This is a genomic window from Pseudomonas sp. NPDC089392, assembly GCF_044749595.1.
Taxonomy (GTDB): Bacteria; Pseudomonadota; Gammaproteobacteria; order Pseudomonadales; family Pseudomonadaceae; genus Aquipseudomonas.
This window is the reverse complement of sequence record NZ_JBIVIF010000045.1, coordinates 14,551-40,923: the sequence shown is the minus strand read 5'-3', so window position 1 is coordinate 40,923 and position 26,373 is coordinate 14,551. Positions and strand designations below refer to the sequence as shown.

The 26,373-nt window shown below is 59.5% G+C and carries 14 protein-coding genes and 5 tRNA genes; 7 read left to right on the top strand and 12 right to left on the bottom strand.

Going from position 1 to position 26,373, the window contains the following annotated elements:
* Positions 1-22 precede the first annotated feature (22 nt).
* Positions 23-571, top strand: a complete 549-nt coding sequence (locus tag ACIP1G_RS26695) for a fimbrial protein (RefSeq protein WP_400742483.1) — start codon at positions 23-25, stop codon at positions 569-571.
* A gap of 89 nt (positions 572-660) precedes the next feature.
* Here the strand turns inward: ACIP1G_RS26695 and ACIP1G_RS26690 are convergent, their stop codons facing one another.
* The 4 genes from ACIP1G_RS26690 to ACIP1G_RS26675 all read right to left on the bottom strand — a co-directional run bounded on the left by ACIP1G_RS26690 (position 661) and on the right by ACIP1G_RS26675 (position 10,151).
* Entirely contained in the window at positions 661-4,224 is a 3,564-nt protein-coding gene (locus ACIP1G_RS26690) for a sugar-binding protein (RefSeq protein ID WP_400742482.1), read from the bottom strand.
* A 284-nt stretch (positions 4,225-4,508) separates the two neighbouring features.
* Positions 4,509-7,364: a hypothetical protein gene (locus ACIP1G_RS26685; protein WP_400742479.1), complete on the bottom strand. Its 2,856-nt coding sequence runs from the start codon at positions 7,362-7,364 to the stop codon at positions 4,509-4,511.
* Positions 7,364-8,236: a hypothetical protein gene (locus ACIP1G_RS26680; protein ID WP_400742477.1), complete on the bottom strand. Its 873-nt coding sequence runs from the start codon at positions 8,234-8,236 to the stop codon at positions 7,364-7,366. The genes ACIP1G_RS26685 and ACIP1G_RS26680 overlap by 1 nt, the downstream gene beginning before the upstream one ends.
* A 103-nt stretch (positions 8,237-8,339) precedes the next feature.
* Complete coding sequence (locus ACIP1G_RS26675) at positions 8,340-10,151, bottom strand: hypothetical protein (protein ID WP_400742474.1); 1,812 nt, start codon at positions 10,149-10,151, stop codon at positions 8,340-8,342.
* A 329-nt stretch (positions 10,152-10,480) separates the two neighbouring features.
* Here ACIP1G_RS26675 and ACIP1G_RS26670 point away from each other — a divergent pair, with 329 nt between their 5' ends.
* The 4 genes from ACIP1G_RS26670 (at position 10,481) to ACIP1G_RS26655 (ending at position 20,070) form a co-directional block, all read left to right on the top strand.
* Positions 10,481-11,056 (top strand): hypothetical protein, encoded by a 576-nt coding sequence (locus ACIP1G_RS26670; protein WP_400742471.1) that lies wholly within the window; start codon positions 10,481-10,483, stop codon positions 11,054-11,056.
* Positions 11,057-11,058: 2 nt separating this feature from the next.
* Positions 11,059-16,188 carry an RHS repeat domain-containing protein gene (locus tag ACIP1G_RS26665; protein WP_400742468.1) on the top strand — a complete coding sequence of 1,710 codons (5,130 nt, stop codon included), beginning with the start codon at positions 11,059-11,061 and terminating at the stop codon, positions 16,186-16,188.
* Between the two features lie 239 nt (positions 16,189-16,427).
* Positions 16,428-18,944, top strand: coding sequence for a fimbria/pilus outer membrane usher protein (locus tag ACIP1G_RS26660; RefSeq protein ID WP_400742465.1), 2,517 nt, complete (start codon positions 16,428-16,430; stop codon positions 18,942-18,944).
* Between the two features lie 46 nt (positions 18,945-18,990).
* The gene (locus ACIP1G_RS26655; protein ID WP_400742462.1) at positions 18,991-20,070 is read left to right on the top strand and encodes a fimbrial protein; all 1,080 of its coding nucleotides are present in this window, start codon (positions 18,991-18,993) and stop codon (positions 20,068-20,070) included.
* Between the two features lie 95 nt (positions 20,071-20,165).
* On the opposite strand, the gene ACIP1G_RS26650 is transcribed toward ACIP1G_RS26655, so the two are convergent.
* The 5 genes from ACIP1G_RS26650 to ACIP1G_RS26630 form a co-directional block, all read right to left on the bottom strand.
* Positions 20,166-20,241: transfer RNA gene (locus ACIP1G_RS26650), tRNA-Gly, on the bottom strand.
* Positions 20,242-20,327: 86 nt separating this feature from the next.
* A tRNA-Gly gene (locus ACIP1G_RS26645) sits at positions 20,328-20,403 on the bottom strand.
* Positions 20,404-20,406: 3 nt separating this feature from the next.
* A tRNA-Glu gene (locus tag ACIP1G_RS26640) sits at positions 20,407-20,482 on the bottom strand.
* Between the two features lie 91 nt (positions 20,483-20,573).
* Positions 20,574-20,649: transfer RNA gene (locus tag ACIP1G_RS26635), tRNA-Gly, on the bottom strand.
* A 4-nt stretch (positions 20,650-20,653) separates the two neighbouring features.
* Positions 20,654-20,729, bottom strand: a tRNA-Glu gene (locus ACIP1G_RS26630).
* A 328-nt stretch (positions 20,730-21,057) separates the two neighbouring features.
* Here ACIP1G_RS26630 and ACIP1G_RS26625 point away from each other — a divergent pair.
* The gene (locus ACIP1G_RS26625) at positions 21,058-21,825 is read left to right on the top strand and encodes a hypothetical protein (protein WP_400742459.1); all 768 of its coding nucleotides are present in this window, start codon (positions 21,058-21,060) and stop codon (positions 21,823-21,825) included.
* Between the two features lie 129 nt (positions 21,826-21,954).
* On the opposite strand, the gene ACIP1G_RS26620 is transcribed toward ACIP1G_RS26625, so the two are convergent.
* Entirely contained in the window at positions 21,955-22,437 is a 483-nt protein-coding gene (locus ACIP1G_RS26620; RefSeq protein ID WP_400742456.1) for a GAF domain-containing protein, read from the bottom strand.
* Positions 22,438-23,325, bottom strand: a complete 888-nt coding sequence (locus ACIP1G_RS26615) for an ATP-binding protein (protein ID WP_400742453.1) — start codon at positions 23,323-23,325, stop codon at positions 22,438-22,440.
* Between the two features lie 200 nt (positions 23,326-23,525).
* Between ACIP1G_RS26615 and ACIP1G_RS26610 the strand changes: the two genes are divergently transcribed.
* Positions 23,526-25,883 carry a response regulator gene (locus ACIP1G_RS26610; protein ID WP_400742451.1) on the top strand — a complete coding sequence of 786 codons (2,358 nt, stop codon included), beginning with the start codon at positions 23,526-23,528 and terminating at the stop codon, positions 25,881-25,883.
* On the opposite strand, the gene ACIP1G_RS26605 is transcribed toward ACIP1G_RS26610, so the two are convergent.
* The gene (locus ACIP1G_RS26605) at positions 25,873-26,361 is read right to left on the bottom strand and encodes a glutathione peroxidase (protein ID WP_400742448.1); all 489 of its coding nucleotides are present in this window, start codon (positions 26,359-26,361) and stop codon (positions 25,873-25,875) included. The genes ACIP1G_RS26610 and ACIP1G_RS26605 overlap by 11 nt on opposite strands.
* Between the last annotated feature and the right edge of the window lie 12 nt (positions 26,362-26,373).

Genomic DNA, 26,373 nt, shown 5'->3' with positions numbered 1-26,373 from the left:
CGGAACGATCATGGAGCAATTTATGAAAAACATTGTATTTGCACTGGGACTGGGCATGACCAGTTCCGCCACATTTGCCGCGCCGGTCGCCACTGGTTCGGTTCATTTCTTCGGCAACGTCGATTCTGGTACCTGCGCGGTCGAGATCATCGACCCCTTGACCTGGCAGCCCGTCAGCCGAATTTTCATGGGCAACGTCAATGCCGCCCAGTTCAAACAAGCCGACGACGAGGCGGCTAATCGGCCTTTCGGTTTGCGCCTCACCCCGGGTGCCGGCTGCATACTCATCCCCGGTGCCAGCGCCACCGTCACCTTTACCGGCAAATACGGCAGCGCAGGTGCCGCCGGTACGCTGTACGCCCTGGCGCCCGGTGGCAGCACGGGCCTGGCATTGATCATCAGGGATGACCTCGGCACCCCAATAAGCCCCACCGTCCCGTCCAGGCAATACCCGTTGCATGACAGCAAACCCACCAACATGCTGTTCTCTGCCGCTTACAAGGCCACCACTGCCAACGTTACCGCTGGTTTCGCCAACGCCGATATCGGTTTCAACGTGGACATCCCGTAGGCACTTGCAGCGCAACCTGACACCGGGTTGGCACTTTCTTCTGCAGCAAAAAAATCGGGCCTTACGGCCCGATTCTCATTTCAGCGCACTCAGGCGTCCTGGCTCGCCAACCTGTCCAGCGGGTCGTAGCCATAACCACTGCCGTCGTAACTGGCCAGGCGGCCCAAGGCATCATAAGCCAGTACCTTGCCCTTCTCATCAAGGTCCAGATTGCCGTCCTTGTCATAATGCAAGGTGAAATCCGGGTAGTCCGGATGAGTGTTCACAACGCCGGTAAGTTGTGCCGGGTCGTCTTTATTATCGAACAGGTAAGTAGCCTCGTTATCACCGGAGTCGCCCGCCTCGTCTTCAAAGGTGGTGAACAGCCAGGTGATATTGTCGACCGCATCGAATTCGAAGTACTGCTCACGAATGGTTTTACCTGCCGGGTCTTTTGGTGCGAACACTGCCTGCCCCGTGCAGTAATAGGCTTGCAGGCGACCGCGCACATCATACTCATAGGTTTCCTTGCGTACCTCAGTGCCATTGTCCTTCAGCACCCTGCTGGTCATCTGGTCCAATACACTGTACTGCTGCACGAGTTCTTGAACACTACCATCCGAGAAGGTGAAACGTCGCAGCTCTTCCCGCCCCTGGTGATCGTATTTCAGTTCGGTTGTCAGCTTCTGCCCGCCATCTTCCGTCACGTAGCGCTCCATGTTACCCACCGCATCATACGAGAACGCACTTTTGGTAGTGCCCAAGGCAGTGACTTCCAGCCGGCCGGCGTTATCGTAGCCGTAGGTCTGCTCCTGCTCCAGCACATCCTTGTAATATAACGGTCGGCCGAGCAGGCTGGTGCCATAGTGCATGGTCCAGCTTTCTTCACCGATTGTGCGGGTTTCCAGCTTTACCTCACCGGTGCTGAAATATTCGCGCGCGAGCCCCTGGTCACCTTCTTTGCAGTGCATGAGCCGTGCGTTGGCCGGGTCGTAGACGTACTCCGCATGCTTGCCGGGGATGCGCCGCTCTTGCGGGTCTTCACCCAGCTGCGGGATGTAGTCATAGTCGATTTCCCGACCAGCCGCCGTTCTGACCTTGTTCGGTTTATTCTGCCCAGGTGCATAGAACATCAATTTGCGACGCCCACCGGTAATCGACTCGACCATCCGGTTCAGCCCATCGAACACCTGCTCACCCAGCACTTTATTACCTACCGAGATCTTGATAGGCAGGTCTTCACTGCTGTGTGCTGCGTAGTCCCGATGAACCACTGACTTGTCGGCAAGCGTTTGATCGACCAGGCGGTCGAACAGGTCATAGGCAGAGCGGGTTACCGCATTGCGCGCATCAACCTCACGCACATTACGCCCAAGTCCATCATAGAAATACTGGTGCTTGCTGTAGAGTTTGCCACCCAGGTCAAAGCGGCTGACCTGCATTGGCTGCTCGAACAGGTTGAACCAGGTGGTGGTCTTGCCCAAGCGTTGCGTGCCATCTGCCGACTCGATCCAGCTGGTCTGGGTTGGCAGGTTGCCCGCCGGATCATTGCCGCTCGGGTTGGAACCAATCGGGTCGTACAACTCGTAGTGCTTGACGCCATCCGGACCGATTTCACAGCTCTGCCGGCCCCAGGCGTCATACTCATAATGGGTAGCAAGCGGTAGTTGCCGGTCTTCCATCCAGTCGTATTCGATGGCATCGATCAACTGGCCCAGTTCATCGTAGGTGAACTTGTTACGCTCGCGAAACACCTGATGGCGCGCAGCTACTTTTGCGTCGGCGTCGTGGCGCTCTTCCCAGGCCACACGGCCCAGGCCGTCAATTACCGAACGAATGGCAACCCCCTTGACGTCCACCATGGTCTGCGAGGCCTGCTCGCCCGGCGCGCTGACCATCGCATATTGATAGGTACGTGAGGCCTTGTATTTCGGCTCGTTGGGCGAAACCGTCTCACGCGTTACCCGGCGGATGGCATCGTACTCGTAGGCAATTTCCACATCGTTGTCGTCACGGTTGAGCAGCGGCTCACCAATGAGCATCGAAGTTTCAAGCGTAATTACCTTGCGTGCATGCCGAGGCTTGCCACTTTCCGGGTCATAGCGCCCATGATCGAAGCCGGTCAAGCGCTGCTGAGTGATCAACACCGGGTGCCCATCGCGGGTTTCCTTGCGGTAGACAAAACTGGTCCTGGTGTCTTTCCCTCCCTTCTGCAACAACTGCACCAGCGGGCGGCCATGGCGCAGCAGATCGTCAGGTTTGTTGACTGGACGGGTCGAGATTACCTGCAGCGGCGCCTGCTCCACGCTATTGACCACTTCACACAAGGTTTCCTGCCGCTGTACCAGCCAGGTGGTTGCAGGCTGAGTGGCCTGGTCATCGGCGTAGCGAACCCTGGCCAGCGCTTCATAAGCGTAGGTCTTGCGCCGCACCGGTGCCGCTGTATCCCCGTTCGCTGCGGGATGTTCCGTCGCATGCTTCGCGTTGCGTACGAAGTTGTCCGGGTCTGCCGGGCAGCCTTCCTCCCCTTGTGCAGGGTAGTACTCCGTAACCGTACGCTTGCCGCTGGGCAGGACTTCTTCAATCAGGTTGCCGTACAAGTCACAGGCAGTTTTGTGAACCTCCTGCCGGTACTGCGAAGGGTCCTGATCATCCGTCAACTTCTGGCTGGTTTGCAGCGGTAACTGGAAGTTGCCTGGTTGGGCATCGAAACTGTCGCCGGCGTTACCGTGATAGAGCGTTTCGCTACTACGTGCCTTGCCGGCCTTGCGAGTAACCTCACGTACCTGCAAGTGAAAACGGTTGTACCAGCGCTGAGTGGTGCGCAGCACCGCTTCCTGGCCATCGTTCGCTTTGCCCCATTGGTGGGCGGTACTGCTGTACAGGTAGCTGGAAGGCGCCCGGTACAGGTTGTCTTCACCGTCGTCACGCCAGCTGATGCCACTGCCGTTGCCGACAAAGTTGTGATAGGCCTCCACACCATTTTGCACAATGGTATAGGTATAGGTGGTTTTTTCCGTTGGCTGCCCGGCCCCCGGGTTTCTCAAGTGAGTGGTCACCCGCGGTATCGCTACACGGCTACCGCCGCCTGGCAGCAGGTGGCCGTCGTCTTCATACTTGATGTCGTCCACGGCACCAAAAGGTGTCGAAACCTGCGTCAGGCAATTCAGTTCGCGGACTGTCTGGTACTTGAAGCGCCAGTTGCCCCCCACCTCGGCAGGCAAATCCACCCGGGTCAACTGATCGTTGACCAGTGTCAAGATGTAGCGCGCCAAGGGTTGGTTGCCATCCTTGCCGGTGGGGTGCAGGTCAAGCGTGACCTTGTCACTGGCATAGCTGATTTTCAGCAGGCTCAAACCATTGCCATCTACAATACTCTCCAGCCGCTGCGTCGAACTGGTATATCCCAGCTTTATACGGTGGCCAGTCGCCCCCCTGACTTCCACCGGCAACGCCACGGCACTCGCCCCCGTGCCATGAACATGCAGTATTTCTTCCAGATAGGACTTATGTACGACCCGGTACTGTTTCTTGTCACCGGCACCGTCATCGTGAAAGTGGAAGCTGTCGAGCTTCTTTTCCCGGATCGGGGGTTGTGCACCACTGCCGGTAACTTTGTAAGCTTCACCCGTGTGCAGCCTGAGCATATTGCTGCCCGGTACAAACTGGGTCATATCCAGGTACCAGCCCTTGCCAAAGCCGTCACTTTGCTTACTGAATGGGTTGAATACCAACCTTAGCGGCAGGCTGGGCCCGACCTGGTCGTTACCGACCAGTGACAATAAGTTGATACTCAGCGTGTATTGACCGGTACGCGGATCCACACCGTTTTGTACAAAACCGTTTGCATTGAACGCATTGGAATGAAGAACTGTTTCAATCGCCATGAATAGCCACCCTGAATGAACATGCGAAATTGGTCTGGACGCACTATTGCCCCAGACCCAGCCTGCTATATCTAACGAAGGAACAACTGCAGTTTGTCGCGCTCCGAAATCCCCTTCGTTTTATCTTCGCTGTCGACACCAAATACAAAGCGCAACGGGTGAGCATTCCCTTCGGTATCAATCAACTCGACCAGCAGGGGCTTTTTCAGGGCTGAAATGTAGGGCAGACCCGACCCCGCGCCCGCGCCGTACCTGAAGTTATCGAGCCGGTGCAAACTGAATGTCAACTGACCCGGACCCGGCCTGTGATTTTCCAACAGTTTCGGTAACGTATGCGTGCGCTGTTTGGCCATTTGGTAAAGCAGCCCATCAAACAGCAGACTGTCGTTACTGCTGCCATCCGCAGCATTGAAGGTGAAACCCGTATAACTGCAGTAATGGTCATCCAGCAGATCCGAAGCCCACAGCACACTCGATTTGTTATCGCCAGACAGAATACGTAACCTGGCAAACTTGACCAGCTTGCCCTCGCGCAAGACATGCTCGAGCCGCCAGTAGTCTGTACTGTTATCGACATAGGCAAATTCATCACCATCGGACGGCGATTCATCCCCGGCCACCCGGGTGCGCACAAACGAATAAGCCTGCTGCGTGAAACTCGGTACTTTTACCCCTGTCAACTTGAGCACCCCGTGTTCACCGGCATCTTTTGACGAGGCAAACCGAAAGGTTTCAGTATTCTGGATAGTCGCATAGATGGATTTCACACCCGCCTTGCGGCAGTGCAGGAAAAACCTGCGCCTTCTGACCTGCCCCATGGGCACATCGGGCGTGCCCGCCGTCCCGGGTTGGCGCTCGATGGTGTTTCCGTTCAGGTTGACAGCCCAGTTCTTGTTCAGGAACGGGTCAAGTGCTTCTTCATCCGGCGCCAGGAATACCAGTGGCTCATTGTCAGTCAGGTCCAGGAACCGCAAGGTGGCGAGATCCTCATCGGAAATCTCGATGGGCTCCCCGCCTGGGCCATCCGCGGCGGCCACCGCCACTTCAACTTCAATTTGTTGCCAACCATTGGCGAAACACTGAGGTGCGCTGATGGCCTTGATTTCAAAGGTGCTGATAGCCGTCCACGACATCAATGATGCCGACGCCCGACGCCCCTCGCTGAACTCGACGATGGCATAGCCGGTACGTTCGTCACCGTCATCAGCCGCAACCACTGCAATGGGCATGACTGCCTCCGCCGGTGGCTGGTAAAGGCCAGTGAGCCTATCAACAATGCCTTCACCGTAAACACTCCAACTGACCGAGTTTTCAGTAATGGCCTGGAACTGCGTCGGTTGCACCGACTGCCGCTGCGGCACATGGAATGGCTCAAGGTTCAGGCTGGCAGCCCACTGGATGATCACGACCGAACACTCTGCACTTGCACCGCTCTGTCGGTTGGCCACCTTGATGCGCTGGATGCGAATGTCAGGGCGCCCCGCCGGGGGGGAATTTGGCGTAAAGCGTGCCCGCCCGTTGCCCAGGTCTTCAAGTTTGCCCAAGTCCTCGGCGATCTGTTCGGATCGCTGCGGGCCGGATAGCAGCCGCACAGCACCCACCAGGCTCCACTCCAGCTCGCCGCCATCAGCATCGGTGGCACGCAACTCGATCGGGCTGTTGCCTTGCGCCCAGGTGGCCACGCGTGGTGCAACTTGAATGGCCCGGGCGGTCTCCATCAGTAGTGCGTGCCGCTGCCCTTCACCGCCGCCTTGCGGGAAGGTGGCGGTAACCAGTACCCGCTGCTGCTCTTCTGCAAAGTGGGTGGCCGCAAGGGGGCTGTAGGTTGCCTGCTCGAATGTTCCGGTAGCACCAGGCCGGGTCAGGTTGCGAGCCGACCATTGCACCCCGGCAGGGGCGCATTTGGCGATATATGGCTGGCGCTGCCCGGAAACGATATGGGACATCGCAGGCTCCACGACCACGGTCTGCTCACTGCCCTGCCAACGGCCAAACAGCACCCGGTCGAGGGGTTTCTGGCTGTCAGCGCTGACAAACTTGTAGCCGTTGCCCAACTGCAAGGTCTTGAGGATGTCCAGCGGCTCCCCCGCCCCCAGGCTTTCGATGTCCGGGTCGCATATCAGGGTACCGGGCATGCCAGCCTCTTCTTCCGGGATCGGATAGATGAAGTCCTGGGCTGGGTCCGGCTGGCTACCTGCATACAGATCCGTGCCGAGCTTCATGAACAGCATCACCGCACCGTCCCCGTAGCGGGTGGTTTTCGGATCTCCACCCCAGGGTGCCCGCAGGGTTCGCAGCATGAACCGGTCAGGGCTAAGCGGATAGTAATCATCTAGCCTGAACCTGGCGAACACGTACTTGCGCTGGTAGGCATGCATATAGCCAAGCGGTTCCCGCAGGCGCTCGCCGATCATCTGGTTGGCATACGCGGTAGGGCCCAGGTTGCTGGAAAAGCGGGTAGCGCTCGCCAGGTCCAGCACCAGCGAGGCGAAGCGGCTGCTATTGAGCTGCTCCACCGTCAACGGTAACTGCGCCTGCACCCAGTAACCCATGCCTTCGGCAATGGAGAAGCTTTCCACTACCCGTTTGGGGCTGCCGGGCAGGTGGTTCACGCGTAAATAATCGCCAGCAATGACAGGCAACCGTACTGTCAGGTTGCTGCTGAACAGGTTTGCCGTTTCGAAACTGACTTGGGGTGCACCAAACACCAGGCCCTGAAACGAAACTTTCAGGCTCCCGCCATCATCGATGTCAGCCTCGAGGCTTACCGGCTCCAACGCACTAAGATCGCCGATTGCCTGAAGAAACTGCTCGCGAAGCATCAGGTTGATGACCGTTCGATCCAGGGCAAATAACGCACCCCATCTAGAACGTGTCGAAGCCTCTTTTAATTTTTCGAGAATGATTTCCTTGGAGTGACTGGCCATCATTCGATCTCCATGACATGTGGATCAAGAAGTTTGCTGTAACGTTTGATAGAGATGAAGGGAAGCGGCAGGATGAGAACATCAAACTTGTCGCTTGACTCCCCGTCATCGGCGAAAGCGACGATAATGGCGTACTGTTCTGACGAGCCAGACTTTGGCGTGTACACCTTATTTTCGAGTGTTCCGTCACCTTTGACCAAGGTCCATTCTACATTCCCGGTCACTGGCAACTTATTCCCTTCCCTGTCGGCCTTATAAAACTCTACTTGTACACTACCCTCTGTGCTTGAGACGGCCTCAAGCCAATAATTCTGGCTTTTTGGCCCTACTACCAACATGTCAATAATGGCCGCTGTGCCGCCTGCTGTCGGCTTGACAGTTATCGGGACATGACGAAGGCCGTAATAGTACAGCGGGTTACCACTTACCCACTTGGGCAAACTCACCGGCGCGGTGTAGATCTGCCCCTGCGGATTGGCACTGTCGCTGTCTTTAGTGACCGCCCCCAGCCCCTCTGGCGGTTGCTCCCAGGTCAAGTCAGCACCATCAGGCGTAGCTGCGCTCAGGGTTTGCTTGCTGCCCAGGTTCACCGACGCGACCAGTGGGTAGATCGAGACGTCATTTTCCACCAGGCTGACCAGCGCCTTGCTGATCAGTTTGTCGTCTTTGTCGTCCTTGGCCACCACCAGCACCCGGCCAAACGGAAATCTATTCTCGCCACCAAGGCGATCAATAAACTCTTGCCTCAGTAAAATATTGGTAGTGCCTTTATCAAATGCCAACAGCACATCCCAGCCAAAGGTCCACAACTGCGTTTCCATTTTTTTTAGCCAGTCTTCGTACAATGGCGCCTCTGTGACTTCAGGCTGCATGATATAGTTACCGTCCACAACCCTTCCTCCACACCGCTATCAATTGGGGTGGCGATGCCACCCACCCGATTTGGCAGTACAACTGTAATAAATGAGCTTTGATTTAAAGCGACTTCTTCGGTGTCAGGCGAGCAGGCTCAAGGCTGTGCCAACTGTCACCTTTATCGAAACTTACGTCACCAGATAGTGTGTGCTGCTTGTTATCCTCCATATCGCCGTACACCGTCCGGCTCAGCCACTGATCAACGGTCGCGCTGCTCATCTCTGCAGCTGTAATCGGCTTTGCATCACGCAGAACGGCAACGCCCTGAACCGCCATGGTAAAAAGCTGGTCTTTCGCGGCAAATGGCCAAAGACCGGTCCCGGTCACTCTGAGCAGCGCACCGTTGGCGGTGAGACTCGACGCATACAGTTCGCCATCGTTATTGGCTTCCCGGCAGAAGATGGTGTTACCAAGCGCCAGGGGTACGACACGCAGGTCCACAGCCGTAGAGGGCTTCGAACGAACCCCGTCCGCATTAATAACGTAGTAATACACCCTGAAGCGTCGTCCATCGGGGTCCAACGGCTGATGCATGTTCGCGGCCACTACGGCGGGGGCTATCTTGAAGCGTCGACCGCCAGCTTCTTCCGGCATGTCGGTAATTTGTTGGCCATTGTTCGGATACCCCTCCCAATGGACTTCAATTGTTTCACCTGGCAATGCCACATCGGGCACCACTACATAGGCCCCCAAGATTGCATCGCCAGCCTGCAACTGTTGCCGCCCCACCCCGTCCGCGGCAGCCCGCTCGATATCAGGCGCTGAAAGTTCTCGAGGCACCTTGAGCTCGACCGACAGCGCTTCTGCGCTCAGCGCCTGGCCACTTCGCGCAAACTGATAGAACACCGTGTGCTCACCCAACACGAGCAGGTCAGGCGGCACATGGAACACCACTTCCTTGCCCTCCAGGCTGCTGGCGTCCATGCGTGCCGTGAGCACCACAGGTTCCGGCTGTGCCGGGCCTTTCCAGTGCAACAGTACGTGATCGCCCGGCTGTACGTCCGCATACATAGGCAAACGAACCGTCAGCCCATCGGGGAAAAAACCGGGGTCTAGCGGCTCGCCGGCATAGCCGTCGATGCTGGCCTTTGGCAGGAGGTCAATGACACTTGCCACACCCGTGACAGTAAACTTCTGCACGGGTGAAACCAGCAGGTCACTGCTGCCGGCGAGGGCGACTTCGTAGTGTACTTCTGCCCGCCCTCCATCACGGATGGACACGAAACTGCCCTTGCTGAGCTGCCAATACGGAATTTGCTGCAGATTTTCTGCCGTAACCACATACTCTGCGGTCACGTCACCTTTATCTTCCCCCGTCGCAGTAAACCTGCGCATAGTCAATGTGGCCTTATCGCCAACCTGGATTGCCTGATAGCGTGGCACCAGAAACCGTGCGCCATCACTAGGCAGATCATCGAAATTGATAGTCAGATCATGGGATTCTCGTACCTGCGCCACCGCTAATGTTTCGGCGTTACTGCTGCGATCACGCAAACCCAGGTAACTAAACACACGCCTGGAATCCGGGGTCGCTTCGTCTGAACCATTTAATTTATAGGACAAGAATGCCCAACCACCCTCATACGGCTCAACAAATCGATTGGCGACTGTCACTACCAACCCGACATCTGCATCATAATCACCCGGAACTTCTACTTGTGAATCAACCTTGTCAAATGGCTCACCGTCTTCTGCGACACCGCGCCAAATGGGATAAATAATGTCGTAGGGTGCGATATGGTCACCTTTGACAATACTCTCAAGATCAGCGCCGTTGAGCGTACTGACATCAATCTCATCGTATTCATTGCGCATCGGTATCAGCGGCGCAGGATTGAACAGCTTCGCTTCTTTGCCTGTTGAACTCGCCACGGCAAATCTCCTGTCGGGGGTGATAATGCCCGCAGTTTTACGGCGTGGCAGCGACGCTGGCTACTGGTAGAAATACCAGGTAACGCCCCACAACCCGCAGGTTCGGCTGTTGCGCCCCACCTGATAAATCTACCAGGTGACAGGTCGAATTCACGCATACAAACTCGCGGGTCGACACCGTGCAACAAAGGCCCCTGCACCTGTTATTTCTGCCAGGTGTGGCCAGACGATGAGTTCAATAAGCTCTGAACAGGAAGTGCGTTCGCCAAGGCCGCTACCTCTTCGTGATGCTTATTCAATTTTCATCAGACTGATACGGAACCCCAGAAATGAAACCACGCCATTACAGCGATTTCTTTTCAATGCCCGCCAAGCAGCCGTTGCTGTGCCTGTCGCTCTTCATGAGTTGCATTGCGCCTGTTGCACTCGCCGCGAACAGCAATGAAGCACTTGCCGACCCGACACCTACCCTCGCCCTGTATCAAACGGTCGACAACAATACCGAGCCCGCTTGCGCATTCGATTTGCCGGGCTACGGCAGCGGCACATCGGTAAAACTGCTGCCTAAGAAAACCTGCCCTAAAGTAGAAGACAAGGTGATCGACCCGCACTCGCTGCGTATTCGAAACGTCCCCATCGCGACCCGTTTTTTGCTCACCAGCGTTGCAAGTTGCGACAAGAGCGAAAAAAACGCGGCCTGGATCGAGCTTGAAACCACCCGCGCAAATGCGTCGCTGGAAAAACTGGGTATCGACAAGCTCTGGACCTACTCGGGCTACGTGACCAACAGCGGCCTGGACAGCAATGCCCCAAGCCGTGGCTTCAAAGTGACCGCCAAAGGCGACCCCATCAAACAAGGCTCTCTGTCGTGCATCCAGGTCACCACGTCAGCAGGGAGTAATTGAACATGGCTGGCTCATCCGTGGTGCACAGCAACGCCACCAACTTTCAGAGTTTCGTACAGAACAACGTCGACCAACGCACCGGCCAATACACCTTGGCCATTGACCTGAAGTTACCCAACGGCAACCACCTGATCGGCCCAGGCCTGCCATTGCGCCTGTCGTTCAGCCCGTTCAACGACAAGGATTCGGGTTTCGGCAAGGGCTGGGACCTGGCCCTCACCCAGTACGTACCAGGCACCGGGATGCTTACCCTGCACAGCGGCGAACGTTACAAGGTCACCGGCAGTGGCGCGCAACCACCCATCCGCGAGAAGAAACTCGACAGTTTCCACTTTCACGATGACAGCCAGGGTGGCAAGCCACAGTACCGGGTCGTGCACAAGTCTGGCCTGGAAGAAATCCTCAGTGTGTATGGCGACGAAAACCCAGTTGCCCTGCCCTCAGAGGTGCGGGCGCCGTCCGGTCACAGCATCAAGCTCGACTACGCGCCCGACACCCGGCGGCTGATGAACATTATCGACGGCAACGGCGCGACGCTGCTCGAGCTGAAATACACCGAAGGCCGCGTTACCATTGATACCCACCCAGGGGCCAACGGCAACGGTCTGCCGTTCCTGCGCCACAGGCTGGAGCTGAAAAACGGGTCGCTTGTGGAGGTGGTGTTGCCGGCCGAACTGGGCGGCAACTGGCGCTTTGAATACACCACAGTCCGCGGCCTCAAATGCCTGGCCAAGGTTTCGACACCACTCGGCGCCATCGAAGAAATCCGCTATGGCGAAAACCAGGACCCAGGCCATGTGCTGCCAGGCTCCCAGCCGCTTCGGTCGTTACCGCGCGTCACCAGCCATGTGGTCAAGCCCCGCGCCAATCAACCAGTGATGACCACGACATTCACCTATAAACGGCTGGATCAGGACACCGGCATCGAAGTGGAAAACAGCTTTGTCGGCACCAACAGCAACCTCAGCTGGCGCGATGACGGCGAGGACAATTTGTACCGGGCCCAAGCCAACTACCGATACAGCGTCACCGCTCATTACTGGAAAGCGGGCAAAGTGGTGCGCAAGCAAACGCAAACCTTCAACCGCCACCACCTGATGACATTGCAATCACTGGAACAGGACGGCCATATCGAAGAAACCGAAACGCTGTTCCATGAACTACCTGGTGTCGAATTTGACAACCAACCGGCCTTCTTCCAGCTCCCCAGGCAGATTACCAAGCGCCGGAAGCTGCACAGTGACGCCAGCAAACTGCACGAGGAAACAGCCACCACCCTTTATGACATTTACGGCAACGTGGTTGAGGAACTGCAGCCCAGCGGGGTTCGGGTTACCTACGAGTACTACGGCAAGGATGGCGAAACCGCTGGCAGCTGGAGCTGCCCGGCCGACCCGCAAGGTTTTGTGCGCAACATCAAATGCAAAACGGTCTATCCGGTGCCTGGGCAACCGGGCAATGCCCCGGTGCAACGTACCCGGTTGAGTTACAAAGCCTACCCGGTGCTGGCCAGCCTGGACGAAAGCAGCCAATGGCTGGCCCCTACTGAAGAACACGTGGTGCAAGTCTTCGACGCAGGCCTGCCGAGCGAAACGGAACAACTGCTGATGCGCGTCGAGCGGGGCTACCTGAACACGCCAGTCAATGCACTACTGCATGGGCGCCCGGACTATCAAAGCATCACCCGCTATAGCGAAGATCCGGCGCGCCAAGCCTTCGATAACCGTACTGCCCGCACCCAATGGCGCTATGAGAAACGGCAGGATCCGCTGCACGGGCAGGAATACTGGACCCATGAGACAGCCACCGGCTTTGACAATGTGCAAAAAGCCTCAAGCCTGGCCGCCTCGGCCCTGCACGGCCAGACCGTGTACGAAGAGGATGACTTCGGCAACAGCATCCGCCGACGCTACGATGCGCTGGCCCGCCTGGTGGAAGAAGTGGTGGCGCCCGACAACCAAGAGGACAAAACCACCATCAGCCATGGCTACACACTGGTCACCCACCCAGAGACCGGCACAGCAGGCCTGGCCGCGCAGTGGGTTACCGGCAGTACCGGCGTCACCACCTTCCACACCTTCGATGGCTGCAACCGGGTCATCAGCGAAGAGCGCGAAACGGCTGGCCCCTCAGGCGCGGAACATGTACGGGTAAGAAAACGGGTTGCCGAAAGCAACTATGACGAACTGGGGCAACTCAGCGACCAGACCACGTTCGATTACTACGAGGATCGAACCCTGTCGTTGAAAAGCACCTTCGAATACGACGCTTGGGGGCAGCTAAGCAAAACCACGCTGCCAAGTGGGGTAACCACGCACAGTGAACACTCGCCTTTCGGCAAGGACGGCGACATTACCACCACCTGGATGCAAACCCCCGACCGACCCGGCGAACGCCAGCTGCAGCAGGTGGTCGAGAGCAATCGCTTCGACAAGATCAGTTATCAATACCGCCTTGACGAGACTGGCACGGTGGTTGGCCGCCACGACTACAGTTACGATGGCCTTGGCCGCTGCACCCGTGAGGAGCACAACTTCAACCGCGCCGGCAAGGCGCCCGTAAGCCGTGTCACCGGCTACGAGTACGATGCCGAAGGGCGGGTCACCCGTACCGAAAGGCCGGACCTGTCGGCAGTGCTCAGTGAATTCGCCTTGCACAGCCCCTCTGCGCTGGCAGAAAAGTTGCTGGTCCTGCCAAACAAGAGCGCCGCCCCCATCCTTGCCTGGCACCGGGAATACGACAGCCACGAACGCCTTACCTCGATGGCTGCAGGGCTGCAGCAGGAGTCTTACACCTACAAGGACAACACGTCGCTGGTAGAAACCCGCACAACCAAAGCCAAGCGTACCTTCACCTACCACTACCGGCCCACACGCTCGGCGCAACCTGAGCGCATCGAGGTTTCAACCCTCCAGACCGAGTTCGATTACGACCGCCACACCACAGCCGTCGACACCGCAAAGAACGAACAAGGCAAACGCAGCTACGCATACACCGACCAGGGTTACCTGCGTGAAGCAAACTGGGAAGACGTCGAGGGCGACCGCTACCGCTGCTCTTATCAAACCTCGCTGCAGGGCCTGCCACTAGGCTACAGCGACAGTGACGGGGTTGCGGTAGCGCATGAATACAATGACCTGGGCCAGCTGGCAAAGACCACCCAAGGCAACCTTGTAGCCACATTCGAATACGACACGGCCGGCCGACTGTGGAAAACGCAAACCACTGACCAAGCCAACAAACAGGTCCTGCTGTGCGAACAGACCTATGACAGCCTGGGCCGGGAAGATACCCGCACGCAAACCCTGACCAAGCGCGACGGTACTGAACTGACCCAGGTGATCAAACTGACCTGGCACGACGACGACCAACTGCACACGCGAACGCTCAGCCGTGACGGCCTGCAGTTGTTGCTTGAAACGTTCAACTACGACGCCCTTGATCGCCTTGAGGAACACACTTGCACTGGCAGTGCCCTGCCATGCAATGCGGCCGGCAAGCCGATCACGATGCAGTACTTCATATATGACGCACTGAACAACTTGTCCGAATGCTATACCGACTTCAAAGACGGCAACATGGAGGAGGCCGTTTACACCCATGAAGGCTTTATCCTAAAGCAGGTAAGGCGCAATCTGCTTGTTAATTTCTCGATCGACCAAGCCTTCAAACGCGATGACAACGGCATGCGGGTGAAAACGGCCGGCATGCCGAAACCCAGCGCTTCGACCAACCATCCCTTCGAGCACGATGCCGACGGCAACCTGCTGAACGATGAGCAGGGCAACCGGCTGTTCTACGATGAACACGGTCGCCTGATCGAAGTTCAACGTGCTGACGACCGCCAGCCGCTCTACCGTTACCGCTATGACGGCCACAACGACCTGATTGGCGTACGTCACGACCAGGCAGCAGAAATGCTACGCCGTTACCAGGGTTACCGGGTAAGCAGCACCCGGGAAAACGACCTGCTGACCCAGTACCTGTACGCCGGCGAACGCCCTCTGGGCCTGCAACGCCCTGCCCAGGCTGCGGACAACCGCCTGTTCATGACCGACGCGGCCAACAGCGTGGTCGGCGAGTGCAGCGGTGATGAACTGCACGACACCCAGTACACCGCGTATGGCGAAACACCCGACAACGACGCGCTGGTGGGCCTGCTCGGCTTCAACGGCGAGGCGCGCGAGCGGGCGCTGGGCTGGTCACTGCTGGGGCGCGGCTACCGCGCCTACAACCCCGGGCTGATGCGTTTCCATACCCCGGATACAGCTGCACCTGAAAGCGCCGGGATCAACCCCTATGTGTACTGTGGTGGCAACCCGGTGAACTGGCACGACCCGAGTGGCCATTACGGCATGCGGCACAGCATGGAGAACCCGTTTGTCCCACCCACGCCACAACCCAAGCCCAAGGCTAACTGGCGCTCCTGGCTGGGCGTGGCGCTGGGCGCAGTATTTGCGGTAATCAGTTTTATCATGATGCCACCGGTAGGCCTGACCATGGCCTTTGCCTTCGGCGCCGCCAGCCTGGCCCTCGACGCGGCCGCAACGGTGGTTTCCGTTGTTGCGTTGGCGACCATGAATAAAGACGTCGACAATGTAGCGTTCTGGCTGGGGATTGCCAGTGCCTTGAGTACTTTGGGGATGATAGGGTACAGCAAGTTTGCGGCGCGGGGGGCCGGGAAGGGCGTAAGCGTCGGCACGCAGGCAGCTACCGATACAGCCAGCATTGGAGTAGGTAGTCGCAGAGGATCTACAGTTGCCCGGGGTCTCAAGCGACGAGCCAGCGCACCATCGACAATGACGTCAGAAATCCCCAAATATGATAGTGTTCTGGAGATAAAACGCACCAACACTTTGGAGCTTGACTGGGACTCTCTTCCACCCGAAAAAAATGCTGTTTCGAAAAACAATTCACTACCCACCGATGACAGCATTAATCTTCAAACATCAGAATCAGGCACTAGCGCGTCTGCGACCTCTCTGCGGCCAGCCGCAGCAGCTGAACCAGCTTCTCCTACTACGAAATTGCCACTAGTAGAAACTAAATGGCCGAAAGTTATTACCACACCCGCCGGTAACTATAGCCGCCATCTGTGGCAAACTGAACCACAGAAACAATGGAAGGTATGAATATACGACAGACATCGAAGAAACAACATCTTAACGCAATCCATTTAGTGGACGCCATGTCGGAGATCTAGAAAGCCAGCGAACGCCGAAAAACCAGCAGAAAAATCCAGGGTATCTTTAGGAATTTTCTTACATTTGAATTGGAAAGTTCCAGATACCTTGGTGCCCTGCCAGCCCAATACTTGCGCTCCTGATTTCATGATCCCGCTTTTAGCACAATCACTTCACGGTGTATAAACATGCTAAGTCCCAACAGGCATCAGACATTGCCGAAGTGCGTTCGCTCAGCTTTAATGCCACCGGTTGTCGGTTGTGTTCTGTTGTATTTCAGTAGCACTCCAGTTTGGGCTGAAGAACGCCCCCTGGAATTCAACCCAAACTTCATGCGCCAAACGCCAGGCCAATCCAGCGACGCCAGCGCCGCCGCGCTGGGCACCCTGGCCACACAAGCCACCCTTGCGCCCGGCCCTTATCAGGTCGAAGTGCTGGTCAACCTGGCCCCGGCCGGGCGGTATACCATTGATTTTCGCGAGCGCAGTGACGGCAAGGGCCTGGAGCCCTGCCTGACTGCCAGCTTATTGCGCGAACTAGGCCTGCGCGAGCAAGGCCTGGCCGAGCCACTGCCCGCCGATGAGCGCTGCGTCGATCTGCCGACACTGGTACCCGAGGCCAGCTTCGATCTGGACCCCGGCCGACTGCAGCTGGCCCTGTCGATCCCGCAGATCGCCCTGCGCCGCGACGTTGCCGGCAGCGTCGCGCCCGAGCGCTGGGACGACGGTATCAACGTCGCCTACGTCAACTACCAGGCCTCCGCACAGCACTACAGCGGTGCCACCAGCAGCACCCGCAGCAGCCAGGACCTGTACCTGAACAGCGGCATCAACCTGGCTGGCTGGCGCCTGCGCAGCAGCCAGAGCTGGCGTGACGATGGCGAAGGCCGCGACTGGAGCCACTTCAACACCTACGCCCAGCACGACCTGCCCGGCCAGTGGGGCACCGCCACGCTGGGCGAAACCTTTACCAGCGGCGATGTGTTCCGCAGCCTGCCGATCAAGGGCGTGCAGCTGGCCACCGACATGGGCATGCTGCCCGACGTGATGCAAAGCTATGCACCCATCATCCGCGGCGTGGCGCAAACCCGGGCCAAGCTGGAGGTGCTGCAGAACGGCTACCCGATCTACTCCACTTACGTAGCCCCCGGCCCCTACGAGATCGACGACCTCGGCGTTGGCGGCAGCAGCGGCGACCTGGAAATCGTCCTGACCGAAGCCGATGGCCAGGTACGGCGCTTCATCCAGCCCTACTCCACGCTCAGCAACCTGCTACGCGAGGGCGTGTGGCGCTACAACCTGGTTGCCGGGCGCTACGATGGTGCCGATGACATCGACGACCCGCCACTGTGGCAAGCCACCCTGGCCCGCGGCGGCAAATGGAACACCACCCTGTATGGCGGCCTGCTGGGCAGCGAGTACTACAACGCTGCCAACCTCGGCGTGGCGCGCGATTTCGGCGAACTTGGGGCTGTATCGCTGGACGTGACCCAAGCGCGCACCGACTTGGGCAACCAGGGCGGCCAGGTGCAGGGCCAAAGTTACTCGATGCGCTACGGCAAAGCGTTCCAGACCGGTACCAGCCTGCGCTTCGCTGGCTACCGCTACTCCACCGAGGGCTATCGCGAGTTCGACGAGGCCGTGCAGCAGCGCAACGCCTCCAGCCGCTACCAGGGCAACCGCCGCAGCCGCCTGGAAAGCTCGATCTACCAGAACATCGGCAACCGCAGCTCGCTGAGCCTGACCCTGTCCCAGGATGATTACTGGCACAGCAACCAGCAGCGGCGCCAGTACCAGTTTCAGTTCAACACCCAGTTCCGGCGGGTCAGCGTCAACCTCTACGCCTCGCAATCGCTGAGCGATGACAACCAGAATGACCGTATCATCGGCCTGGGCATCACCATCCCGCTGGACTTCGCCACCGCGACCACGGCCAGTTTCGACCTGCAGGAAAGCAATGGCAAATTCAGCGAACGGGCCTCGCTCAACGGCGGCTCGGAAGACCACCGGCTCAACTACGTCGCCTCGCTGGCCAACGACGACAGGCAAAACAAGACCGCCTCGCTGGCAATGGGCTACCAGACCCAGAAGGTCAACCTGGGTGCCGGCTACACCGAGGCGAACGACTACCGCAGCGTATCGGTCAATGCCAGTGGCACAGTGCTGGCGCATACCGGCGGCATCGTGTTGGGGCAATACATGGGTGAAACCAACGCGCTGATCCATGTGCCCGATATACCCGGGGCCGGGGCCGACAACGTCCCTGGCGGCGGCACCGACAGCAACGGCTACATGCTGGCCCCGCACATGCGCCCCTACCGGGTCAACCAGGTCACCTTGCAGACCGACCAGCTCGGCCCTGACGTGGAAATCGAAAACGGTGCCACCCAGGTGGTGCCCCGCCGCGGCGCCGTTGCCCTGGCGCAGTTCAAGGCGCGCCGGGTCACCCGCCTGATTCTCACCTTGCAAGACGCCGACGGCCGTGCGCTGCCCTTCGGCACACAAGTCAATGACCAGCAGGGCAAGCACCTGGCGGTGGTCGGCCAGGCCGGCCAGGCACTGGTAGCCACCGACGCCCAGGCCCAGACCCTGGAAGCACGCTGGGGCGAGCGCGACGCGCAGCGCTGCCTGCTGGCCATCGACCCGACCACCATGCCGGAAGACCAGGGTTATCGCATGCAGACCTTGCGCTGCCCTGCCCCATGACCAAGCCCGTGCAGCCACGCTGCACGCCAGATACAGGACACCAACCATGCCGTTTTTTCCACGCCTGCACTTGAGCCTGGCCGCCCTTGCGGCGATGTTGTCATTTACCAGCCAGGCACATGCCGCACTGGGCTGCGCATGGGAAACTACCACAGGCCCGATAAACTTCGTGACCGACTACGGGACGAACTGGGTGCCGCTCGACGCCCCGGTCGGCAGCAAGATCGCCTCGTTCCCCTTGCGCAACTTGGGCGGCTCTGGGCCCGTACTCTTGTGCGACAACGACGGCTCACTCGTGCTGACCGCCAACATCACCAGCCCCCTGCCCCCTGCGCCCGGCACTTTCCCACCCATCGATGGCAAGAATGTCACCGGCAAGGTACTGCAGACCAATGTGCCAGGTGTTGGCCTGTACCTGGAACTCGGCAGCTTTATGAATGGCACGGTGAGCAACACGTTCAAGGCAACTGACGGCGGCATCGGCGCCGTGCCCTACGTTGGCGAAAACCGGGAAAACATGAATCCAACATCCATGCGCATGCAAGCTTTACAGATCAAATACGCCGCGCTGATCAAGACCGGCACCATCCCCCCTGGCCCGATGCAGGTCAACCAACAGGTAATCAGGGGGGTGATAAGCGATGTGGGAGAAGCCGTCATACTGAACCTGAGCGCTGGCATACAACAGGCACAATGTACGCTGAAAGCCGACGCGGTCAGTGCAAACCCGGTACAGCTTGGCAGGCACGACATCGCCGAGTTTATCGGGGAGCATACGACGACCAAGCCCATCGACTTCTTCATCACCCTCAGCGACTGCGAGGACGACCCGGCGGGCAGCGTTGCCCGTGCATTCATGCGCCTGGACGGTGTGGATGGCTCGGTGCCGATTGACCGCGACCTTGGCCTGTTCAGCCTGACCACCGACTCTTCTGCCACCGGCCTGGGCATCCAGGTGCTGCGCAGCGACAACACCCCGCTGAAACTGGAAGAATTCATCGACATGGCCGCCATTACCCCCGGCACCATGCGTTTCGACTTGCGTGCACGTTACTACCAGACCGCGCCTGCAGTAACCCCAGGGGAGGCCAAGGGGGCCCTGAACTTCACCATCGAATACCGCTGAACAGCCAGCCCGGGCTTTTGCCCGGGCCGGCTTTTTGTCGGGCAACGACGAAAACGCAAAAAGAGACCCGAAGGTCCCTTTTTGCGTTACATGTTTGGAGCGGGAAACGAGACTCGAACTCGCGACCCCGACCTTGGCAAGGTCGTGCTCTACCAACTGAGCTATTCCCGCAATTTTAAGCTTTACCGCTAATCGGCGTGAAGCGCCTTGACGACCTTCACCACCACTGCACCGTGCGAACGCCACAGTATTTAAACTGGAGCGGGAAACGAGACTCGAACTCGCGACCCCGACCTTGGCAAGGTCGTGCTCTACCAACTGAGCTATTCCCGCATTTGGCGTCCCCTAGGGGACTCGAACCCCTGTTACCGCCGTGAAAGGGCGGTGTCCTAGGCCACTAGACGAAGGGGACACACAACACTTTTCAGTGCACCAGAACAGAACCTCACGATTCAGCCTGGATTTTCTTTTCCTGCCCCGCCGTTAAGCGCTGCCGGAGAAACTGGAGCGGGAAACGAGACTCGAACTCGCGACCCCGACCTTGGCAAGGTCGTGCTCTACCAACTGAGCTATTCCCGCAATTTGGCGTCCCCTAGGGGACTCGAACCCCTGTTACCGCCGTGAAAGGGCGGTGTCCTAGGCCACTAGACGAAGGGGACACGCTGCTGGCATTACTACCTGCTTTCACTCCCTGCCGCGTTTCGCTGTGTGCTTTACGCTGCAAGTGGCGCGCATTCTATGGATGGTTCGAACAGGCGTCAACCCCTTTGTAGAAATTTATTTAAATCAATGACTTCCGGGTGGGTTGGGGTGCAGATGCGGGGTGGGTGGTCGATAGAGAGAGGGGGGGTTGCCTGTGCCGGCCCTTTCGCGGCTAAAGCCGCTCCTACACCGCGAAAGGGCCAGCACAGGCATATCGCCGCTATTCGCCCCCACGCAAACTCACTACACTCAAAGCTGTAATTCTTCTTAAATGAGGCATTAACGGTGACACCACTCCTGATTACCCTGCTCATCGTGGCGGGTATCGCGTTGCTGATCGTGATCGGCTACCTCAACAATGTGGTCGAGAACGGCAAGCTTGAACGCGCCCGGATGAAGATCGAGCTGGCCGACCGCCTGCGCCGCTGTGGCGAAATCACCGAGAGCTTCCCTGGCCAGTTCATGACCCCGGCGCTGAAGCTGCTGCTGACCCGCCTGGAGCTCAACCTCAACCAGCGCCAGCTGGCGGTGGACAAGCACAATGCCGAATTGAAGGCACGCATCGGCGAACTGGAAGGGCTCATTGCCCTGGGCGAAAAGATTCCGGTGAACAACCCGCCCAACCCGATCCACACCGAGGTCAAGGCCAAGGACGTGCGCTTCTTGCTGGAGGCACTGCACACCCAGGTGACCCGCGCCGCCCAGGAAGGCTTCTTGCCTGCCATCGAGGCCAAGCACTGGGTGAAGGAAATCCGGCATATCCTGGTGCTGTTGCATATCGAGTTCTTCAACAACCTTGGCCAGCAGGCCCTGCAGAAAGGCCAGCCCGGCCAGGCGCGCCTGGCGTTCGAGCGCGGCGTGCAGTACCTGCGCAAGCAGCCAGAGCCGAAAGTGTATGAAGAGCAGCTGACGTATCTGGAGAAGTTGCTGGCGCGGGCCAATGCCCAGGTGCTGGACCGCATGACACCGGCCGAAGATGAGCACAACGAACTGACTGACGGGCTCAAGACCGATGAGGAAGAGACCTGGAAGAAGAAGGTGATGTACGACTGATGCATTAACCTGTACTGGCCTCTTCGCGGCTAAAGCCGCTCCTACAAGGACCGCATCGCCCTCAGGCCTGGCGTGATCATTGTAGGAGCGGCTTTAGCCGCGAAAGGGTCGGTACAGGCGACACACCAATCAGCAGTCAGTCAATTCCAGAAAGATCGCCGCCAACCGCTCCAGCCCCACCTGGTCCACCTCGCTGAACCGCGCCAGCTTCGGGCTATCCAGGTCCAGCACCCCAATCAACCTGCCCTCCTTCACCAGCGGGATCACCAGCTCGCTGTTGGACGCGCTGTCACAGGCAATGTGCCCCGGGAATGCGTGCACGTCCTCCACCCGCTGGGTTTGCCGGGTAGCCGCCGCCGCCCCGCACACGCCCTTGCCGAATGGAATGCGCACACAAGCCACCTGGCCCTGGAACGGGCCCAGCACCAGTTGCTCGTTGCGGTTGAGGTAGAACCCCGCCCAGTTCAGGTCGTCCACCTGGTTATACAGAAACGCCGAGAACTGCGCGGCATTGGCGATGAAGTCACGCTCGTCGGCAAACAGCGCCTGCACTTGCGCCGCCAGCAGGTTGTAGCCGTCGAGGCCGGCGCCACTGGCATTGAGGTCGATCATTTACTTTTGCTCCAACAATTGCAGCCCAACCCAGTAGCGGGCGAACTGATAGGCACAACGGCCATTACGGTTACCGCGGCCGGTGGCCCAGCGCACGGCGAGAATTTCCAGCGCTTCGTCACGCTGCCAGGCCAGGCCCGCAGGGCGCGCCAACTGGCCGATCCAGTGCTCGACCACGTCGAGGAAGTGCTCCTGGCTCAAGGGGTAGAACGACAGCCACAGGCCAAAACGGTCGGACAGGGCAATCTTGTCCTCCACCGCTTCGTTGGGGTGCAGCTCGCCGTCGACCATCTTCCAGTTTTCGTTGTCGCTCTGTTTTTCCGGCACCAGGTGGCGGCGGTTGGAGGTGGCGTACAGCAATACGTTGTCCGGGGCCTGCTCCAGCGAGCCGTCAAGCACGCTCTTGAGCACCCGGTAGTCGCCCTCCCCGGCTTCGAACGACAGGTCGTCGCAGAACAGGATAAAGCGCTGCGGCAGATACTGCAGCTGCTCGACCACGCGTGGCAGGTCGGCCAGGTGGTCGCGTTCGATTTCGATCAGGCGCAGGCCGGCGCTGGCGTGCTCGGCCAGCAAGGCGCGCACCAGCGACGACTTGCCGGTGCCGCGCGAACCCCACAGCAGCGCGTGGTTGGCCGGCATGCCGTTGATGAACTGGTCGGTGTTGCGGCCCAGCTGGTCACGCTGCTTGTCGACGCCGATCAGGTCGCTCAGGCGGATGTCCAGGCTGACTTCCAGCGGCAGCAGGTAGCCGCTGCGGCCATCGCGCTGCCAGCGCGCGGCCAGGGTGGTGGCCCAGTCGATGTTCGGGCGCTGGGCCGGCAACAGGGGTTCGAGGCGTGCCAGTACCGATTCGGCACGGTCGAGGAAAGCGATCAAGCGAGCGTCCATCAGGGCTCCTAGGGATTCAGATTTGGGTTTGCTGTGCTGGCCTCTTCGCGGCTAAAGCCGCTCCTACAAGGTAATCACCGCCCTCTGGACCTGTGATGTACCTGTAGGAGCGGCTTTAGCCGCGAAGGGGCCGGCACAGCCAATCGAGCAATCAAGGCTGAATGTGTGACAAGCCCACCGTTAGCCGGGGTTGATCGGCTATGCTTGCGCAGCGCAAGGAACGTGAAACCGGCTCGGGACTCATGGATATCAAGTTCACCAATCGCCTGTCATACAAGCAAGCCCGGTTGACAGTCCTGGTCGGCTTCATCCTGGGAACATTGCTCAGTCTCATCCAGATCGGCATCGATTATGCCAGCGAAGACGCGTCCATCAACCGGGAAGTGCGCGCGTTGCTGCAAATCAGCCACAACCCGGCCTCGCGCATCGCCTACAACATCGACTCGGAGCTGGCACTGGAGCTGACCCGCGGCCTGTTGCAATCGCCAGCGATCATCCGCGCGCGGCTGATCGACAACAACGAAACCGTGCTGGCCGATGTCGAGCGCCCGCGCCTGCAGGACCGTTACCGACCACTGAGCGACTTCCTGTTCGGCGACCAGCGCCAGTTCAAGGAACGCCTGTACCTGACCCACATGCCCGAGGAATACCTCGGCACCCTGTACCTGGACGTGGACACCTACGCCTTCGGCAGCCGCTTCCTCGACCGTGCCGGCATCACATTGCTCAACGGCTTCGCCCGCAGCCTGGTGCTGACCGGCATCCTGCTGGCGCTGTTCTACATGATGCTGACCAAGCCGCTGGTCACCGTGATTGGCGCGCTCAGCGGCAGCGACCCGCGCAAGCCCCGGCAAACCCGCCTGGAATGCCCGCATGGGCACGAGCACGACGAGATCGGCGTGCTGGTGAAGGTCGCCAACCAGCAGTTCATCAGCATGGCCACCGAGATCGAACAGCGGCGCACTGCGGAAAACCGCCTGACCCAGTACCTCAACGAGCTGGAAGACATCGTTTCGGCGCGCACCGACGAGCTGAAAGCCAGCAACAGCAGCCTGAGCCTGTCCAACCAGGAGCTGGAACAAGCCCGCCGCCGCGCACTGGACATGGCCCAGGCCCGCGCCGCCTTCCTCGCCAACATGAGCCACGAGATCCGTACCCCGCTCAACGGCATGCTCGGCATGATTGCCCTGGCGCTGGACAGCCCGCTGCCCAGCGAGCAACGCCAGCAGCTGGCGATTGCCCACGATTCGGGCAAGGTGCTGGTGGAGCTGCTGAACGATATTCTCGACCTGTCCAAGTTCGATGCCGGCCAGCTGGAACTGGAGCGCATTGCCTTCGACATGGGCTCGATGGTCGAGGACACCGCCAACCTGCTGTCGCAGAACACCGCGCAAAGCGTGGAGCTGACCTGCCTGATCGCCCGCGACTTCCCCAGCAGCGTGCTCGGCGACCCCACGCGGGTGCGGCAGATCGTCAGCAACCTGCTGTCCAACGCCCTCAAGTTCACCCGTTTCGGCCGCGTCGACGTGCACCTGGTGAGCATTGTCGGCGGCGTGCGCCTGGAGGTCCGCGATACCGGCATCGGCATCCCCGAAGAAGCCCAGGCGCGTATCTTCCAGCCGTTCACCCAGGCGGGCGCCGGCATTACCCGCCAGTACGGCGGCACCGGCCTGGGCCTGGCGCTGACGCGCAACCTGTGCAAGGCCATGCACGGTCACCTGCATATTCAGTCCGAGCCGGGCTTTGGCAGCCGCTTCAGCGCCGAACTGCCGCTGGCCGTGCACACCCAGGCCATCCCGCCCGCACCGCTGCACGGGCGCGTGGCCGCCTTGAGCGCAGCCGGCAGCGGGCTCAATGAACTGCTGCAAAGCGTGCTGCCCACCTGGGGCCTGACCTACCAGCGGCATGACAGCCGCGCGACGCTGGACGCCACAGCGTTCGACCTGTTGATTACCGACGACGTGGATCACCTGTTCGAACTGCGCCCGGCGCTGAAAACCCCGATATTGCTAGTGACCGCCTATGGCAACTTCCTGCCCAACGAGCAGTCGCTTGCCCTCGCCCCCCTGCACCAACTGGCCCGGCCGCTGGCGCGCAACGCCCTGTACCAGACCCTGCGCCGCACCCTGCAAGGCCATGAGCCCGAGCACCCGCTGGCCAACCCGGTCATCACCCTGGAGGAACGCCGCGCGCGCATTCTGCTGGTAGAGGACAACCCGGTGAACCAACTGGTGGCCAAGGGCATGCTGGCCAAGCTCGGCTGCCAGGTGCAGCTGGCCACCCAAGGCGTCGAGGCTTTGGAAATGTTGGAACAGGACGAATTCGACCTGGTGCTGATGGACTGCAACATGCCGGTGATGGACGGCTACGAGGCCAGCCGGCGCATTCGCCAGAGCGGCCGCTGGCCCGAGCTGCCAATCGTCGCCCTCACCGCCAACGCCATGCCCGAGGAGCGCGAGCGCTGCCGGGCGGCGGGCATGAACGACTACCTGGCCAAGCCGTTCCGCCGCGAAGAGCTACTGGCGCTGGTCGACCACTGGGTACCGCTCAATGGCTGAGCAAACGCTCGATGTCCGCTTCCAGGGCTTGCGGCTTGGTGGTGGGGGCATAACGCTTGACCTGGCCGCTGGCCGGGTCAACCAGGAACTTGGTGAAGTTCCACTTGATCTTCTGCGAACCCAGCAGGCCCGGGGCGCGCTGCTTAAGCTCGACGTAGAGTGGGTGAGTGCCTGGGCCGTTGACCTCGATCTTGCGAAACAGCGGGAAGCTTACGCCAAAGTTGCGTTCGCAGAACTGCGCAATTTCCCGCGCATCGCCCGGCTCCTGTTTGCCAAACTGGTTGCAGGGGAAGCCCAGCACCACCAGGCCACGCTCGCGGTAGGCCTGCCACAGTTGCTCCAGGCCCTTGTACTGCGGGGTAAAGCCGCACTGGCTGGCGGTATTGACCACCAACAGCGCCTTGCCCGGAAAGTCGCCGAGCTTCTTGTGCTCGCCGCCCAGGGTTACGCAAGAGATGTCCAGCATTGATGCCGCCATGGTCAGGCTCCG

Excerpts from the sequence above, each read along its gene's own strand:
- ACIP1G_RS26690 (WP_400742482.1), bottom strand. The coding sequence starts at position 4,224 with ATGACCCAGTTTGTACCGGGCAGCAATATGCTCAGGCTGCACACGGGT.
- ACIP1G_RS26685 (WP_400742479.1), bottom strand. The coding sequence starts at position 7,364 with ATGGCCAGTCACTCCAAGGAAATCATTCTCGAAAAATTAAAAGAGGCT.
- ACIP1G_RS26605 (WP_400742448.1), bottom strand. The coding sequence starts at position 26,361 with ATGGCGGCATCAATGCTGGACATCTCTTGCGTAACCCTGGGCGGCGAG.
- ACIP1G_RS26695 (WP_400742483.1), top strand. The coding sequence starts at position 23 with ATGAAAAACATTGTATTTGCACTGGGACTGGGCATGACCAGTTCCGCC.
- ACIP1G_RS26620 (WP_400742456.1), bottom strand. The coding sequence starts at position 22,437 with ATGATCGACCTCAATGCCAGTGGCGCCGGCCTCGACGGCTACAACCTG.
- ACIP1G_RS26610 (WP_400742451.1), top strand. The coding sequence starts at position 23,526 with ATGCTTGCGCAGCGCAAGGAACGTGAAACCGGCTCGGGACTCATGGAT.
- ACIP1G_RS26670 (WP_400742471.1), top strand. The coding sequence starts at position 10,481 with ATGAAACCACGCCATTACAGCGATTTCTTTTCAATGCCCGCCAAGCAG.
- ACIP1G_RS26660 (WP_400742465.1), top strand. The coding sequence starts at position 16,428 with ATGCTAAGTCCCAACAGGCATCAGACATTGCCGAAGTGCGTTCGCTCA.
- ACIP1G_RS26655 (WP_400742462.1), top strand. The coding sequence starts at position 18,991 with ATGCCGTTTTTTCCACGCCTGCACTTGAGCCTGGCCGCCCTTGCGGCG.
- ACIP1G_RS26615 (WP_400742453.1), bottom strand. The coding sequence starts at position 23,325 with ATGGACGCTCGCTTGATCGCTTTCCTCGACCGTGCCGAATCGGTACTG.
- ACIP1G_RS26680 (WP_400742477.1), bottom strand. The coding sequence starts at position 8,236 with ATGCAGCCTGAAGTCACAGAGGCGCCATTGTACGAAGACTGGCTAAAA.
- ACIP1G_RS26665 (WP_400742468.1), top strand. The coding sequence starts at position 11,059 with ATGGCTGGCTCATCCGTGGTGCACAGCAACGCCACCAACTTTCAGAGT.